Origin of the sequence: Pseudomonas sp. MWU318 (assembly GCF_016756945.1) — a bacterium.
Lineage (GTDB): Bacteria > Pseudomonadota > Gammaproteobacteria > Pseudomonadales > Pseudomonadaceae > Aquipseudomonas > Aquipseudomonas putida_A.
The window spans coordinates 197,999-212,272 of sequence record NZ_JAESJL010000010.1 but is presented as its reverse complement, the minus strand read 5'-3'; the positions used below and the strand labels follow the sequence as shown (position 1 = coordinate 212,272).

The window sequence follows — 14,274 nt, the reverse complement described above, 5'->3', positions numbered from 1 at the left end:
TCACTCCACAAACAGGGTCGCGGGTTGTTCGATCAAGCCACGAATGGCCTGGATGAAGAGCGCCGCGTCCATGCCGTCGACCACGCGGTGATCGAAGGAGCTGGAGAGGTTCATCATCTTGCGGATCACCACTTGGCCTTTGATGACCATCGGGCGTTCGACGATTTTGTTCACGCCGACGATCGCCACTTCCGGCAGGTTCAGCACCGGCGTGCTGACGATGCCGCCCAGCGCACCAAGGCTGGTCAGGGTGATGGTCGAACCGGACAACTCATCGCGGCTGGCCTTGCCATTGCGTGCGGCGTTAGCCAGGCGCGAGATTTCCGCGGCGCTGTCCCAAAGGCTGCGCGCTTCGGCGTGACGCACCACCGGCACCATCAGGCCGACATCGCTTTGCGTGGCGACACCGACATGCACTGCGCCGAGGCGGGTGATGACCTGGGCTTCGTCATCGTAACGGGCGTTCATCTGCGGGAAGTCGCGCAGGGCGACGACCAGGGCGCGGACGAGGAACGGCAGCAAGGTCAACTTGCCCCGGCTGGCGCCGTGTTTTTCATTCAGATGCGCGCGAAGTTCTTCAATCGCGGTGACGTCGATTTCCTCGACGTAGCTGAAGTGTGCGGCACGCTGGGTGGCGTCCTGCATGCGCTGGGCAATCTTGCGGCGCATGCCGATAACCTGAATCTGTTCTTCATCGTGACGCTGGGCGTAAGCGGCGGCTGCCGGCGCCGAGGCATTCGATTGACCCTGAGCCAGATAGGCATCGAGATCTTCGTGCAGCACACGACCGGCCGGGCCGGTGCCGCGTACCAGACGCAGCTGAATGCCCAGATCCAGCGCATGTTTGCGCACGGCCGGCGAGGCCAGCGGACGTTCATCAGCCTCGCGGGCAACCATCGGTCCCTGGCAAACCGGTGCGGAACGCGGTGCAGCAGCGGCGGCAGGTTTGCTCTCGACTGTGGCTTCAACTTTCGACGCAGCAGGCGGCTCTTTCGCAGCAACCGGTGCTGGCGCGGCGGACTCTCTCAGATTCCCGGCGCCTTCAACTTCAATGCTGATCAGTACACTGCCCACCGCCATCACTTCACCCGGCTGACCGCCGAGGGCAATCACCTTGCCGTGCACCGGCGATGGAATATCAACCATTGCCTTGTCGGTCATCACGTCCGCCAGCACCTGGTCTTCAACCACCAGGTCGCCGACCTTGACGTGCCACTGCGACAGTTCTACTTCTGCGATGCCTTCGCCGATGTCCGGCATCTTGATAACGTGCGTGCCCATTCAGACCTCCATGACCCGTTTCAACGCCGCGCCCACTCGGGACGGCCCTGGGAAATACGCCCACTCTTGCGCGTGCGGGTAGGGGGTGTCCCAACCGGTGACGCGTTCGATCGGCGCTTCCAGGTGATGGAAGCAATGCTCTTGCACCAGTGACACCAGCTCGGCGCCGAAACCGCAGGTGCGGGTGGCTTCGTGGACCACCACGCAGCGACCGGTTTTCTTCACCGACTTGACGATGGTTTCCAGGTCCAGCGGCCACAGGCTGCGCAGGTCGATGACTTCGGCGTCGACGCCGGATTCTTCAGCAGCAACTTGCGACACGTACACGGTGGTGCCGTAGGTCAGCACAGTCACGTCTTTGCCCGGACGGGTGATGGCGGCAACGTCCAGCGGCACGGTGTAGTAACCGTCCGGCACCTGGGCTTGCGGGTGTTTCGACCACGGGGTTACGGGGCGGTCGTGGTGGCCGTCGAACGGGCCGTTGTACAGGCGTTTCGGCTCAAGGAAGATCACCGGGTCATCGTTTTCGATGGAGGCGATCAGCAGGCCTTTGGCGTCATAAGGATTGGACGGCATGACGGTGCGCAGGCCGCAGACCTGAGTGAACATCGCCTCGATGCTCTGGCTGTGGGTCTGGCCGCCGTAGATGCCGCCGCCGCATGGCATGCGCAGGGTCATCGGCGCGGTGAACTCGCCGGCCGAGCGATAACGCAGGCGCGCCGCTTCGGAAATGATCTGGTCGGAAGCGGGGTAGACGTAGTCGGCGAACTGAATCTCGGCCACCGGGCGCAGGCCGTAAGCGCCCATGCCCACCGCAACACCGACAATGCCGCTTTCGGAGATCGGCGCGTCGAATACCCGCGAGGTGCCGTACTTGGTCTGCAGGCCTTCGGTGCAACGGAACACGCCGCCGAAGTAGCCGACGTCCTGACCGAACACCACCACATTGTCGTCACGCTCAAGCATCACATCCATGGCCGAGCGCAGGGCCTGGATCATGGTCATGGTGGTCGTGGTCATGGCGGTTTCCAACTGAATATTGTTGTTGTGATCGTTCATGTCAGATCCCCAACTGCTGACGCTGGCGCTTCAAGTGCTCCGGCATCTCTTTGTAGACGTCTTCGAACATGGTCGCGGCGCTTGGAATCTGCCCGCCGGCGAGGGTGCCGTACTGTTCGGCCTGTTTCTGCGCGGCAATCACCTCGGCTTCAAGCTCGGCGCTGACGGCGGCGTGCTCTTCTTCCGACCAGTGGCCGACCTTGATCAGGTGCTGCTTCAGGCGGGCAATCGGGTCGCCCAGCGGGAAGTGGCTCCAGTCATCGGCAGGACGGTATTTCGACGGATCGTCGGAGGTCGAGTGCGGGCCGGCGCGGTAGGTGACCCATTCGATCATGGTCGGGCCAAGGTTGCGCCGGGCGCGTTCGGCAGCCCAGGCGGAAGCGGCGTAGACCGCGTAGAAATCGTTGCCATCGACTCGCAGCGAGGCGATGCCGCAACCGACGCCGCGTCCGGCGAAAGTGGTGGCTTCACCGCCGGCGATAGCCTGGAAGGTCGAGATCGCCCACTGGTTGTTGACCACGTTGAGGATCACCGGCGCGCGGTAAACGTGGGCGAAGGTGAGGGCGGTGTGGAAGTCCGATTCGGCGGTGGCGCCGTCACCGATCCACGCCGAGGCGATTTTCGTGTCGCCCTTGATCGCCGAGGCCATGCCCCAGCCGACGGCCTGAATGAACTGGGTCGCGAGGTTGCCGGAGATGGTGAAGAAACCGGCGTCCTTGACCGAGTACATGATCGGCAGCTGCCGGCCCTTGAGCGGATCGCGCTCGTTGGACAGCAGTTGGCAGATCAGGTCGACCAGCGGCACTTCGCGGGCCATCAGGATGCTTTGCTGGCGGTAGGTCGGAAAGCACATGTCGTCGATATTCAAGGCCAGGGCCTGAGCACTGCCGATGGCTTCTTCGCCAAGGCTTTGCATGTAGAACGACATTTTTTTCTGGCGCTGGGCGACCACCATGCGGTTGTCGTAGATCCGCGTCTTGAGCATGGCGCGCATGCCCTTGCGCAGGATCTCGACCGGCACGTTTTCAGCCCAGGGGCCGAGGGCGTTGCCCTGATCGTCGAGCACCCGAATCAGCCCACGCGCCAGGTCGGCGGTGTCGGCAGGTTCGACGTCGATGGAAGGTTTGCGCACCGTGCCGGCATCGGTCAGATGCAGGTAGGAGAAGTCGGTTTTGCAGCCTGGACGGCCCGAGGGTTCAGGGACGTGCAGACGCAGCGGTTCATACGCTTGGGTCATGGCTTCTACGCTCGATCTTGTGAATTTCTTGTAGTGAGCTGGCAATCATTCTTGGGTGAAAGAAATCTTGTCCTACAACAATCATAGGCCCGGCCAAGAAGAATATTTCTCTCTGTTTCGTTGCGCTGGAGACGATTTGCAGATAGAAATTCTGCATAAGCATAAAAAACAGGTGGTTTTGTCTCATGCGCAAACTGGACCGTACCGACATCGGCATTCTCAACAGCCTTCAGGAGAACGCGCGCATCACCAACGCCGACCTCGCGCGCTCGGTGAACCTGTCGCCGACGCCGTGTTTCAACCGGGTCAAGGCGATGGAGGAATTAGGGCTGATTCGCGAGCAGGTGACGCTGCTGGATGCCGATCTGCTGGGCCTGCATGTGAACGTGTTCATTCACGTCAGCCTGGAGAAACAGGTCGAGGAGGCGTTGCAGCATTTCGAAGAGGCGATCTCCGACCGCCCCGAGGTGATGGAGTGCTACCTGATGGCCGGCGACCCGGACTATCTGATCCGGGTGCTGGTGCCGACGATTCAGGCGCTGGAGCGGTTCATGATGGACTTTCTGACCAAGGTGCCGGGGGTGGCGAACATTCGGTCGAGTTTTGCCTTGAAGCAGGTGCGCTACAAGACGGCGTTGCCGTTGCCGGCCAATGGGTTGACCCTCGGGTCCTGAAGATCAAAAGATCGCAGCCTGCGGCAGCTCCTACAGGGACACCGTTTATGTGTGCCCTGTGTAGGAGCTGCCGCAGGCTGCGATCTTTTGCTTTAAAGCTTGTTGATCGGCACTTTCAAATAAACCACACCATTGTCCTCGGCCGGCGGCATGTTCCCCGCCCGCACATTCACCTGAATCGCCGGCAGCAACAGCGTTGGCATGCCCAACCCGGCGTCACGTTTGGTGCGCATCTCGACAAACGTCGCCTCATCGATCCCGTCATGCACATGAATATTGCTCAGACGCTGCTCACCGACGGTGGTCTGGCATTGCGCCGCGCGGCCTTCGGGCGGGTAGTCGTGGCAGACGTAGAGTTTGACGCTGGCGGGGAAGGCCAGCAGTTTGTGGATCGAGTTGAACAGTTGATGCGCGTTGCCGCCGGGGAAGTCGCAGCGGGCGGTGCCGACGTCAGGCATGAACAGCGTGTCGCCCACCAGAATCTGTTCGCCATCGATCAGGTAGGCCATGTCCGCCGGGGTGTGGCCGGGGACGTGCAGGGCGGTGGCCTTGAGGTTGCCGATCATGAATGACTCGTTCGGCGCGAACAGGTGATCGAACTGCGAGCCGTCGACGCAGAATTCCGGCTCCAGATTGAACAGTGCTTTGAACACGTTCTGCACCTTGCTGATGGACTGGCCGATCGCAATCTTGCCGCCCAGTTCGCGGCGCAGGTACGGCGCGGCGGACAGGTGGTCGGCGTGGGCGTGGGTTTCCAGCAGCCATTGCACCTGCAAGTGGTGTTCTCGGACGAAGGTGATGATTTTGTTGGCCTGCGCGGTGCAGGTGCGACCGGCAGCGCCGTCGTAATCGAGTACCGGATCGACGATTGCACACTGCCCGCCATCGGCTTCATAGACCACGTAGCTGTAGGTCGAGGAGGCGGGGTCGAGGAAAGCTTCAATCTGCGCGGGCATGGACACCAACCTGAACGAGGAAAATGGGTTGCAACACTTTATCTAAAAACATAATGTTCGCAGCTTAAGTGACCTTGAAGGCATCGTGCAAATGCAATCCAGTCTGACCGAATGTGAAGTCGCCCAGTTGCGGGCGTCCGCCTCCAAGGCCTGCGCGCTGCTCAAGGCGCTGGCCAATGAGGATCGCCTGTTGATCCTGTGCCAGCTGACCCAGGGCGAGCGCAACGTCGGCGAGCTGGAAAAAATGACCGGCGTGCGCCAGCCGACGCTGTCCCAGCAGCTGGGCATCCTGCGCGATGAAGGGCTGGTGGCGACCCGTCGTGAAGGCAAATACATCTTTTACGGTCTGGCCAGTCCTGAAGTGATTCAGGTGATGAAGACCCTGTCCGGGTTGTATTGCGGAGCGGTGCTCAAGAGCTGGGGTCACCCCTGAATGCCAGCTCCCACAGGTTTAGTGGTTTGATTCAAAAAAATCCTTGCATGCAGCAATAAGGAACAAGCAATGAACGATCAACACTGGGGCCCATCCATCAGTGCCGATATCGTGGTCATCGGCGGCGGCACCGCCGGCATCGGCTTCGTCGCCAGTCTGCTCAAGCGTGATCCCACTCTAAAAGTCACCGTGATCGAGCCAAGCGCCCAGCACTACTACCAACCGGCGTGGACGCTGGTCGGCGGTGGCGCCTACGACGTCAAGGACACCGTGCGGCCGATGAGCAAAGTGATGCCGCGTCAGGCCACCTGGATTCAGGCGGCAGTGACTGCGGTTGATCCCGACGCACGTCAGCTCACGCTCAACGATCAACGCCGCGTCACTTACCAGAACCTGATCGTCTGCCCCGGCCTGCGGCTGGCCTGGGAGAAGATCGAAGGCCTGCAGGAAAGCCTTGGTCAGCACGGCGTAACGTCCAACTACAGCTATCAGCATTCGCAATACACCTGGGATCAGGTGCAGAAACTGCGCGGCGGCAAGGCGTTGTTCACCCAGCCGGCGATGCCGATCAAATGCGCCGGCGCGCCGCAGAAGGCGTTGTACCTGTCGTGCGATCACTGGCGTAAAACCGGCGTCCTGAACAAGGTCGAGGTTGAATTCAACCTGGCCGGCGCCGCGTTGTTCGGTGTCGCGACCTTCGTCCCGCCACTGATGAAGTACATCGAAAAGTACAACGCGCAACTGGCCTTCAACTCCAACCTGGTCAAGGTCGACGGCCCGGCGAAAACCGCCTGGTTCGAGATCAAGGACGCCGACGGCAACCTCACCACACAGGCGAAAACCTTCGATCTGCTGCACGTAGTCCCGCCGCAAGTCTCGCCGGATTTCATTGCGCAAAGTGCGCTCGCCGACGCTGCCGGCTGGTGCGAAGTCAATCCGCATAGCCTGCAACATCCGCGTTACCCCGAGGTGTTCGGCCTCGGTGATATCTGCGGCACCAGCAATGCGAAAACCGCTGCGGCGGTGCGCAAGCAGGTCGTGGTGGTCGCGGAAAACCTGCAGGCCCTGCGCAAGCAACAACCGCTGCCACTGAAGTACGACGGCTACGGTTCGTGCCCGCTGACGGTGGAGAAGGGCAAGGTGATCCTCGCCGAGTTTGGTTACGGCGGGAAGTTGCTGCCGACTTTCGCCCTCGATGCGACCGTGCCGCGCCGCTTGGCGTGGTTCCTCAAGGCGACGCTGCTGCCGTGGTTCTACTGGAACGGCATGCTCAAGGGCCGCGAGTGGCTGACCGGTTTGTCCAAAGTCGACTGAGAACTCCCTATGTTGCTGGCAAGTCTGTTTGGCGTATTGATGGGGCTGATTCTCGGGCTGACCGGGGCGGGCGGCGGGATTCTCGCGGTGCCGGCATTGGTGCTTGGTCTCGGCTGGAGCATGACTCAGGCCGCGCCCGTGGCGTTGTTCGCCGTCGGCAGTGCGGCGGCAGTCGGCGCGATCGACGGTTTGCGTCATGGGCTGGTGCGCTACCGCGCGGCGCTGCTGATCGCCGCGCTTGGCGCGGTGTTTTCGCCGCTGGGCATTTACTTCGCGCACCAGTTGCCGGAGAAGATCCTGATGATCCTCTTCAGCCTGCTGATGGTCATGGTGGCCTGGCGCATGCTGCGCCGCGAACGTGCGCAAACGGGGCCGAGCGACCACGGCCACGCCAGTTGGGGGCAGAAAAACTGCATGCTCAATGAGCAGACCGGGCGTTTCGACTGGACCGCCAAATGCACCGCGACCCTCGCGGCGCTGGGTGCGGTGACCGGCGTGGTCTCGGGCTTGCTCGGCGTCGGCGGTGGCTTCCTGATCGTGCCGGCGTTCAAGCAACTGACCGATGTGCAAATGCGCGGGATTGTCGCGACGTCGCTGATGGTGATCAGCCTGATTTCGGCGATTGGTGTGATCGGCTCGTTTCACGCGGGTGTGCGGATTGATGCTCAGGGCGCGGCGTTTATCGTGGCCAGCATCGTCGGCATGATCATCGGCCGCAAACTGTGCGCGCGGGTGCCAGCGCGGACGTTGCAGGTGGGGTTTGCCAGCGTGTGTCTGGTGGTGGCGGGGTATATGTTGTTGCGTGCCTGAATGTTGGCAGATCAAAACATCGCAGCCTTCGGCAGCTCCTACAGGAAGCGCATTCCCATGCAGGAGCTGTCGAGTGAAACGAGGCTGCGATCTTTCAGGCTGTTACAGCACCAGATGCGGTAGCCATAGGGAAATGGCGGGGATGTAAGTGACCAGCATCAACACCAGAAACAGCACCGCATAAAACGGCAGCAGCGCCTTCACGGTGCTTTCGATACTGACCTTGCCCACCGCCGAACCGACAAACAGCACCGCACCCACCGGCGGTGTTATCAGCCCGATCCCGAGGTTGACCAGCATGATCATGCCGAACTGCACTGGATCGACACCGATGCCGAGAATCACCGGCATCAGGATCGGCGTCAGAATCAGGATCAGCGGCGCCATGTCCATCACCGTGCCGAGCAACAGCAGCATGACGTTGATGCACATCAGGATCACGTAGCGGTTGTCCGACAGGGTCAGGAACAGCGTGGTGATTTTCGCCGGAATCTGCATCAGGGTCATGATGTAGCCGAAGCTCGCGGCGAAACCGATCAGGATCATCACGATGGAAATGGTGCGTACCGTGCGGTGCATCAGCTTCGGCAGTTCACGCCACTTGTAGTCGCGGTAGATGAACATGGTCACGAAAAACGACCACAACACGGCGATGGCCGCCGATTCCGTGGCGGTGAAAATCCCCGAGAGGATGCCGCCGAGGATGATCACCATCGCCATCATGCCCCAGAGGGCTTCGCCGACGATTTTCAACGCCTGGCGCATCGGGATCACTTCACCCTTGGGGTAGTTGCGCTTTTTCGCGAAGATCAGGCACAGCACCATCAGGCAGGCGCTCATCATCAAGCCCGGCACGATGCCGGCCATGAACAGCGAGGCAATCGAAACCGTACCACCGGCGGCCAGGGAGTAGAGCACCGAGTTATGGCTGGGTGGCGTGAGCAGGGCTTGCACCGAGCCGCTGACGGTCACCGCGGTGGAGAAATCCCGTGGATAGCCTTTGCGTTCCATTTCCGGAATCAGCACCGAACCCACCGACGCGGTGTCGGCCACCGAGGAACCGGAGATCGCGCCGAAGAAGGTCGAGGCGACAATGTTGACCAGCGACAGGCCTCCGCGCACGAAACCCACCAGCACCCCGGCACACGCCACCAAGCGCCGCGACATGCCGCCCTCGGCCATGATCGCGCCGGCAAGGACGAAGAACGGAATGGCCAGCAGCGAGAACTTGTTCACCCCCGACGCGACCTGGATCATCACCGCCTGGAACGGGATGTCGATCCACCATGCACCGATCAGCGCGGCGGCGCCCAGCGCATAGGCGACCGGCATGCCGATCAGGATCAACAGGATAAAACTGCCCAGCAGAATCAGAGCGTCCATCAAGCGCCACCTTCACTTTCTTCAACCAGATCGAACTGCACGACCCGCCGTTTGCTCTGGTCACCGAGCACGAGTTTTTCCAGGACGAAAACCAGCGTCAGCAAGCCGCCCACGGGAATCGGCAGATAGGTCACGCCAACCCGCAGATCGGGCAGGGCCGCCATGAACTGGTTCCAGGTGGACATGCACAACTTGGCGCCCCAGATGGTCATGAAAATGCAGATTGACGCCATGAGCAGTTGCGAGAATATCGCCGCCGCAGATCTCAGCCGGGGTGGCATGCGGTCGGTGAGCATGGCCACGGCCATGTGCGCGCCGGCGCGGTAACTGGCGGCGGCACCGATGAAGGTGAACACCATCATCAGCAGGATCGCCGTGGGCTCGGGCCAGCTCGAACCGGTGCCCAGCACGTAGCGGGCGAACACGCCCCAGGGAATCATCAGGGAAATCGCCAGGACGGAAAGGCCTGCGACCCAGATGCACGTCATGTAGATCTTGTCGTTGATACGCAGCAGTAGATTCTTCATCGGGTTCCACCGTAACCGGGCGCGCCTGAGTCATCAGGTGCGCCGGGCCTGGTTAATGAGGACGGAGCGGGAGGCGTTACTGCACGGCTTCGATTTTCTTGATCAGGTCGGCGTACTTCGCACCGTACTTTTCCCGCACCGGTGCGGTGGCGTCGTAGAAGGGTTTCTTGTCGACCTCGATGAACTCGACGCCAGCGGCCTTGAGTTTTTCTTCGCTGGCAGCGGACTTCTTGTCCCACAGCACGCGCTCTTCAGCCTGGGCAGCCTTGGCGGCGGTCTTGACCAGCGCCTGTTGATCCGGGGTGAGTTTTTCCCAGGTGATTTTCGACATCACAATCGGCTCTGGCAGGATCAGGTGACCGGTCAGGCTGTAGAACTTGGCGTTCTGGAAGTGGTTGTGTTCGAGCAGGGTCGGCGGGTTGTTTTCCGCGCCGTCGATCACGCCGGTCTGCAAGGCGCTGAAGATCTCCCCGGTGTCCATGGCGATACCGTTTCCGCCCATGGCGTTCATCATGTCGATGAACATCGGGTTGCCTTGCACGCGAATCTTCATGCCCTTGAGGTCTTCAAGCTTGCGTACCGGTTTCTTGGTGTAGACGTTGCGCGTGCCGCCGTCCATCCAGGCCAGGGCCACGAGGCCGAATTCGGAGTTGGTGATTTTGTCGAGGATCTCGTCGCCCACTGCGCCATCGATGACGTTACGCATGTGTTGATGGTCGCGGAAGATGAACGGCATGTTGAACACGTTCACGTCCGGCACTACCGGGCCGACGATACCCAGGCTGACGCGAGACAGCTGTACCGCGCCGACTTGCATCTGCTCGATGACTTCCTTTTCAGAACCCAGCACGCCGCCGGGAAAGTATTGGAAGGTCAGCTCGCCGTTGGTTTCCCGGGTCAGGGTCTTGCCCATGTTTTCTTCGGCCACCACGGTTGGATAACCGGCGGGATGGATGTCAGCGAATTTGAGTTGCAGGGCCTGGGCGGCGCCAGTGAAGGTGAACATCAGCGGGAGTGCAGCGGCCAGCAAGGTGCGTTTGAAGTTCATGGGGGTGAGTCTCCAGTCTTGTTATTGTTGTGTTCAAGGCGCAGCGGTGCAGCAGAGGCGGGTGTTACAGGGAATCGTCGAACAGTGGTTCTTCCAGGCCTTTGACTCCGGGATTGAGGGCGAACACGCCGCCGGCCAGGGATTGCGGATCGCGGTCGTCGCCGGGACGAATCGAGGTCACGAAGAGGGTGTCCATGCGGCTGCCGCCGAAGGCACACATCGTCGGTTTCTTCACCGGCACTTCCAGCGAGAAATCGAGGCGCCCGTCCGGGGCAAAACGGTGAATCAGTCCGGCGTCGTTGGCGCAGATCCAGTAGTAGCCTTCGGCATCCACGGCAGCGCCATCCGGCCGGCCGGGGAAGTGCTTCATGTCAACGAAGATCCGCCGATTCGACGGGGTGCCGGTCTCGGTGTCGTAATCGAAGGCCCAGATCAATTGCACGTGCGGATGTGAATCGGACAGGTACATCGTCTTGCCGTCAGGGCTGAAGCCGAGGCCGTTCGGCACGATGAAGCCGTCGAGCTGCGCTTCGATCACACCAGACTGCCCGGCGCCGTAGCGGTAGAGCCGGCCTTCGGATGCGTTCAGGCCCATGTTCAGCACCATGCTGCCAGCCCAGAAACGGCCCTGGCGGTCGCAGCGACCGTCGTTGAGGCGCATGTCTGCTCGGCTGTGCTCGACGGTGGCGAGCCATTCGCTGTCGAGGCTGCCATCGCTGTGCGGGTGCAGATGAAAAAAGCCGCTCTCCATGCCGGCAACCCAGCCGCCACCGCTGTGACGGGCGATGCAGGCGAGCATCTGCGGGGTTTTCCAGGCATGCACATGGCCGGTGTCAGCGCTCCAGCGTTGCAGTCCGCCGTTGGCAATATCGACCCAATACAGCGCGTTTTCCTGCGGCACCCAGACCGGGCTTTCGCCCACGGCGTTGCGAGCATCGACGATCAATTCGGCTTGCATACTCATTCCTTTGCGTCGTTGGCAGAGTGTTCAGTCGCCGAAGGGGCCGGCCGCGACGAACGCGCCGCCCTGATAGACCCGCGCCGGGTCATCGGCGGCGGGCATAGGCTGCGCTTCGACTTTTTCGCGGAACACTTCGGAGCTGTCCCTGGCCTCAAAACCGAGGTGACTGGCGAAGCGGTTGTCCCACCAGACGTCCTTGTTGGCGGACATGCCGTAGACCACGGTGTGGCCCACGTTTGGCGTGTACAGCGCGCGCTCGAGCAATTGGGTGAGGTCATCGAAGCTCAGCCAGGTGTGCATCATTCGGCGGTTCTGTGGCTCGGGGAACGAGGAGCCGATGCGGATGCTGACGGTCTCGATGCCGTAGCGATCGAAGTAGAAACTGGCCATGTCTTCGCCGTAGGACTTGGACAAGCCGTAGTAGCCGTCGGGGCGGCGGGCGCAGCTGGCGTCGAGCGGCTCGTCCTGTTTGTAGAAGCCGATGACGTGGTTGGAACTGGCGAAGATCACTCGCTTCACACCATGGCGGCGTGCAGCTTCGTAGATGTGAAACACGCCGCAGATGTTGGCGCCGAGGATTTCTTCGAAGGGCCGCTCAACGGAGACACCGCCGAAATGCAGGATCGCGTTGACGCCTTCGACCAGTTGGTGCACCGCCTGTTTGTCGGCAAGGTCGCAGAGGACGATTTCTTCGCGATCATCAACGGCTGGGGTGAGAGCGGCAATGTCTGACAGGCGCAGGACATGGGCATAAGGGCGCATACGTTCGCGCAGGACTTTGCCCAGGCCACCGGCTGCGCCGGTCAGCAGCAGACGATTGAACGGGGCACGGGGAATAGAGGTAGACGTCATGGCAATCCCTTACACGTTGTTATTAGGTTTGTTGTAGGTTGTCGTATGACTGCGCTGAAGTATCGGTAGGCTTTCCGGAACTTGTCAACGCGACTTTTGGGGTAAATGACGGAAGGCCTGGTCCAGTCTTCAACCACCCCAATTGCCTGTTTGGCAATGCAACTCCCCTGTGGGAGCGAGCTTGCTCGCGAAAGCGGTGTGTCAATTAACATCAATGCTGAATCTGCCGCCGCAATCGCTGGCAAGCCAGCTCCCACAGGTATCAGCGTTGTTTTCAATGACCGCATTCACCACAAAATCCTGTGGGAGTGGCTTGCCAGCGATGAGGCCGGTCCAGGCAACTCTTGTATCGACTGACACGCCGCCTTCGCGAGCAAGCTCGCTCCCACAGGGAAACCCGGTGTGAGGACTGGCTTTACAACAACGAAATCGGGTAGCTGACAAAGATCCGGTTCTCATCGAACTCATTGGTGCTGAAGTCCCGGCGTATCGTCGCGTTGCGCCATCTCACGTTGAGGTTTTTCAGCGGCCCGCTCTGCACGGTGTATCCCAGTTCCGACTCGCGACCCCATTCCTTGCCGTCGGTAATCGTCCCGGTATGCACGTTGTCGCCGCTGATGTAGCGGTTCATCAGGGTCAGGCCGGGAATCCCGAGGGCGACGAAGTTGTAGTCATGCCGCAACTGCCAGGAGCGCTCTTTGGCGTTGTCATAACTGGCGTTGTAGCTGTCGTTGGCCAGGGTGCCGCCGCTGGTGCCGTTGACCCGCATCCACGCGTCGTCGCCGCTGAGTTTTTGCAGGCCGACATAGAAGGTGTTGCCGCCGTAGCGGGCCGACAGCATGGCGAACGCGGTCTTGTTATCGAGGTCGCCGGCCTGGGCGCTGCCGTCTTCCTTGCCGGTGAAGAAACCGAGGTTGGCGCCCAGCGTCCAGTCGCCCAGCGGCTGGCTGTGGCTGAGGTTGAAATACTGCTGCTGGTAGATGTCGCTGAGTTCGGCGTACCACACGCCGACCAGGGTGCGCTTGTCGTTGAAGGTGTACTCGCCGCCGCCGAAGTTGAAACGGTCGGAGGTGAAGGCGCCGCGGCCGTTCATCGACATGTCTTCCATGCTGGCGTCGTTGCGCGGGCTGTTGCCACGGAACTGCCCACCGTAGAGGGTCAGGCCGTTGATTTCGGTGGAGGTGATCTGGCCACCGCGAAAGGTCTGCGGCAACGAGCGGCCATCGTCCGAGCGCAGGATCGGCAGCACCGGCATCCATTCGCCAACCTTCAATTCGGTCTTCGACACCTTGGCCTTCAGCGCCACGCCGAGGCGACCGAAGTTGTCCGCCGGACGCCCGTCATCGTGAATCGGCAACAGTTGCGTACCGCCGGTGCCCTTGCCGCCATCGAGTTTTTGCGAATACATCCCGAGCACATCGAGACCGAAACCGACGGTGCCTTGGGTGAAGCCGGATTTGGCATCAAGGATGAAGTTTTGCGTCCACTCTTCAGCCTTGCCCTGCGGGTAGTTCGGGTTGACGAAGTTGCGATTGAAGTAGGCGTTGCGCAGGTTCAGCGTGGCTTTGCTGTCTTCGAGGAAGCCTTCGGCGTCGGCGCTCATGGGCAAAACCAGGGCGAGGCTGCTGCAGCCGATCAAACTCAGGGTGGAACACGGGCGGGGGAAGAAAATACGGGACGTGCGAACGGAATTGCAGACGAGTGTGCTCACTGTGACGCTCCCTGTTGTTGTTTTTATT

Annotated in this window: 14 protein-coding genes; 4 read left to right on the top strand and 10 right to left on the bottom strand. The window is 61.2% G+C overall.

Annotation, left to right across the window (positions count from 1 at the left end; all coding sequences use genetic code 11):
- From JN524_RS22660 to JN524_RS22650, 3 genes are read right to left on the bottom strand one after another with little or no spacing between them, the layout of a single operon-like run.
- A complete protein-coding gene (locus tag JN524_RS22660) occupies window positions 1–1,281 on the bottom strand; it encodes a dihydrolipoamide acetyltransferase family protein (protein ID WP_202370772.1) in 1,281 nt (426 codons plus the stop codon).
- On the bottom strand, window positions 1,282–2,340 hold the full coding sequence (locus JN524_RS22655; RefSeq protein WP_003224000.1) for an alpha-ketoacid dehydrogenase subunit beta: 1,059 nt from the start codon (window positions 2,338–2,340) through the stop codon (window positions 1,282–1,284).
- Window position 2,341: 1 nt separating this feature from the next.
- Window positions 2,342–3,577 (bottom strand): 3-methyl-2-oxobutanoate dehydrogenase (2-methylpropanoyl-transferring) subunit alpha, encoded by a 1,236-nt coding sequence (locus JN524_RS22650; protein ID WP_003224001.1) that lies wholly within the window; start codon window positions 3,575–3,577, stop codon window positions 2,342–2,344.
- 185 nt (window positions 3,578–3,762) lie between these two features.
- Here JN524_RS22650 and bkdR point away from each other — a divergent pair, with 185 nt between their 5' ends.
- A complete protein-coding gene (gene bkdR, locus JN524_RS22645) occupies window positions 3,763–4,251 on the top strand; it encodes a Bkd operon transcriptional regulator BkdR (protein ID WP_027613216.1) in 489 nt (162 codons plus the stop codon).
- A gap of 92 nt (window positions 4,252–4,343) precedes the next feature.
- Here bkdR and JN524_RS22640 read toward each other — a convergent pair whose 3' ends face one another.
- A complete protein-coding gene (locus JN524_RS22640) occupies window positions 4,344–5,207 on the bottom strand; it encodes an MBL fold metallo-hydrolase (protein ID WP_202370771.1) in 864 nt (287 codons plus the stop codon).
- Window positions 5,208–5,298: 91 nt separating this feature from the next.
- Between JN524_RS22640 and JN524_RS22635 the strand changes: the two genes are divergently transcribed.
- The 3 genes from JN524_RS22635 to JN524_RS22625 all read left to right on the top strand — a co-directional run bounded on the left by JN524_RS22635 (window position 5,299) and on the right by JN524_RS22625 (window position 7,764).
- Window positions 5,299–5,640, top strand: a complete 342-nt coding sequence (locus JN524_RS22635; protein WP_003224002.1) for an ArsR/SmtB family transcription factor — start codon at window positions 5,299–5,301, stop codon at window positions 5,638–5,640.
- A gap of 69 nt (window positions 5,641–5,709) precedes the next feature.
- Window positions 5,710–6,954 carry an NAD(P)/FAD-dependent oxidoreductase gene (locus JN524_RS22630; protein ID WP_202370770.1) on the top strand — a complete coding sequence of 415 codons (1,245 nt, stop codon included), beginning with the start codon at window positions 5,710–5,712 and terminating at the stop codon, window positions 6,952–6,954.
- Between the two features lie 9 nt (window positions 6,955–6,963).
- Window positions 6,964–7,764, top strand: coding sequence for a sulfite exporter TauE/SafE family protein (locus JN524_RS22625; RefSeq protein ID WP_098968223.1), 801 nt, complete (start codon window positions 6,964–6,966; stop codon window positions 7,762–7,764).
- Between the two features lie 102 nt (window positions 7,765–7,866).
- On the opposite strand, the gene JN524_RS22620 is transcribed toward JN524_RS22625, so the two are convergent.
- The 6 genes from JN524_RS22620 to JN524_RS22595 all read right to left on the bottom strand — a co-directional run bounded on the left by JN524_RS22620 (window position 7,867) and on the right by JN524_RS22595 (window position 14,246).
- Window positions 7,867–9,147 carry a TRAP transporter large permease gene (locus tag JN524_RS22620; protein ID WP_202370769.1) on the bottom strand — a complete coding sequence of 427 codons (1,281 nt, stop codon included), beginning with the start codon at window positions 9,145–9,147 and terminating at the stop codon, window positions 7,867–7,869.
- A complete protein-coding gene (locus JN524_RS22615; protein WP_202370768.1) occupies window positions 9,147–9,674 on the bottom strand; it encodes a TRAP transporter small permease in 528 nt (175 codons plus the stop codon). Before JN524_RS22615 ends, JN524_RS22620 begins: the two co-directional genes overlap by 1 nt.
- A 76-nt stretch (window positions 9,675–9,750) precedes the next feature.
- On the bottom strand, window positions 9,751–10,722 hold the full coding sequence (locus JN524_RS22610) for a TRAP transporter substrate-binding protein (protein WP_135295485.1): 972 nt from the start codon (window positions 10,720–10,722) through the stop codon (window positions 9,751–9,753).
- 64 nt (window positions 10,723–10,786) lie between these two features.
- Window positions 10,787–11,680: an SMP-30/gluconolactonase/LRE family protein gene (locus tag JN524_RS22605; RefSeq protein WP_202370767.1), complete on the bottom strand. Its 894-nt coding sequence runs from the start codon at window positions 11,678–11,680 to the stop codon at window positions 10,787–10,789.
- A 30-nt stretch (window positions 11,681–11,710) separates the two neighbouring features.
- Window positions 11,711–12,535 carry an NAD-dependent epimerase/dehydratase family protein gene (locus JN524_RS22600; protein WP_202370766.1) on the bottom strand — a complete coding sequence of 275 codons (825 nt, stop codon included), beginning with the start codon at window positions 12,533–12,535 and terminating at the stop codon, window positions 11,711–11,713.
- A 415-nt stretch (window positions 12,536–12,950) separates the two neighbouring features.
- Window positions 12,951–14,246 carry an OprD family outer membrane porin gene (locus tag JN524_RS22595; protein ID WP_202370765.1) on the bottom strand — a complete coding sequence of 432 codons (1,296 nt, stop codon included), beginning with the start codon at window positions 14,244–14,246 and terminating at the stop codon, window positions 12,951–12,953.
- Between the last annotated feature and the right edge of the window lie 28 nt (window positions 14,247–14,274).

Bases quoted from the DNA above. Each gene is read 5' to 3' on its own strand.
- JN524_RS22660 (WP_202370772.1), bottom strand. From the start codon at position 1,281: ATGGGCACGCACGTTATCAAGATGCCGGACATCGGCGAAGGCATCGCA.
- JN524_RS22655 (WP_003224000.1), bottom strand. From the start codon at position 2,340: ATGAACGATCACAACAACAATATTCAGTTGGAAACCGCCATGACCACG.
- JN524_RS22650 (WP_003224001.1), bottom strand. From the start codon at position 3,577: ATGACCCAAGCGTATGAACCGCTGCGTCTGCACGTCCCTGAACCCTCG.
- bkdR (WP_027613216.1), top strand. From the start codon at position 3,763: ATGCGCAAACTGGACCGTACCGACATCGGCATTCTCAACAGCCTTCAG.
- JN524_RS22640 (WP_202370771.1), bottom strand. From the start codon at position 5,207: ATGCCCGCGCAGATTGAAGCTTTCCTCGACCCCGCCTCCTCGACCTAC.
- JN524_RS22635 (WP_003224002.1), top strand. From the start codon at position 5,299: ATGCAATCCAGTCTGACCGAATGTGAAGTCGCCCAGTTGCGGGCGTCC.
- JN524_RS22630 (WP_202370770.1), top strand. From the start codon at position 5,710: ATGAACGATCAACACTGGGGCCCATCCATCAGTGCCGATATCGTGGTC.
- JN524_RS22625 (WP_098968223.1), top strand. From the start codon at position 6,964: ATGTTGCTGGCAAGTCTGTTTGGCGTATTGATGGGGCTGATTCTCGGG.
- JN524_RS22620 (WP_202370769.1), bottom strand. From the start codon at position 9,147: ATGGACGCTCTGATTCTGCTGGGCAGTTTTATCCTGTTGATCCTGATC.
- JN524_RS22615 (WP_202370768.1), bottom strand. From the start codon at position 9,674: ATGAAGAATCTACTGCTGCGTATCAACGACAAGATCTACATGACGTGC.
- JN524_RS22610 (WP_135295485.1), bottom strand. From the start codon at position 10,722: ATGAACTTCAAACGCACCTTGCTGGCCGCTGCACTCCCGCTGATGTTC.
- JN524_RS22605 (WP_202370767.1), bottom strand. From the start codon at position 11,680: ATGCAAGCCGAATTGATCGTCGATGCTCGCAACGCCGTGGGCGAAAGC.
- JN524_RS22600 (WP_202370766.1), bottom strand. From the start codon at position 12,535: ATGACGTCTACCTCTATTCCCCGTGCCCCGTTCAATCGTCTGCTGCTG.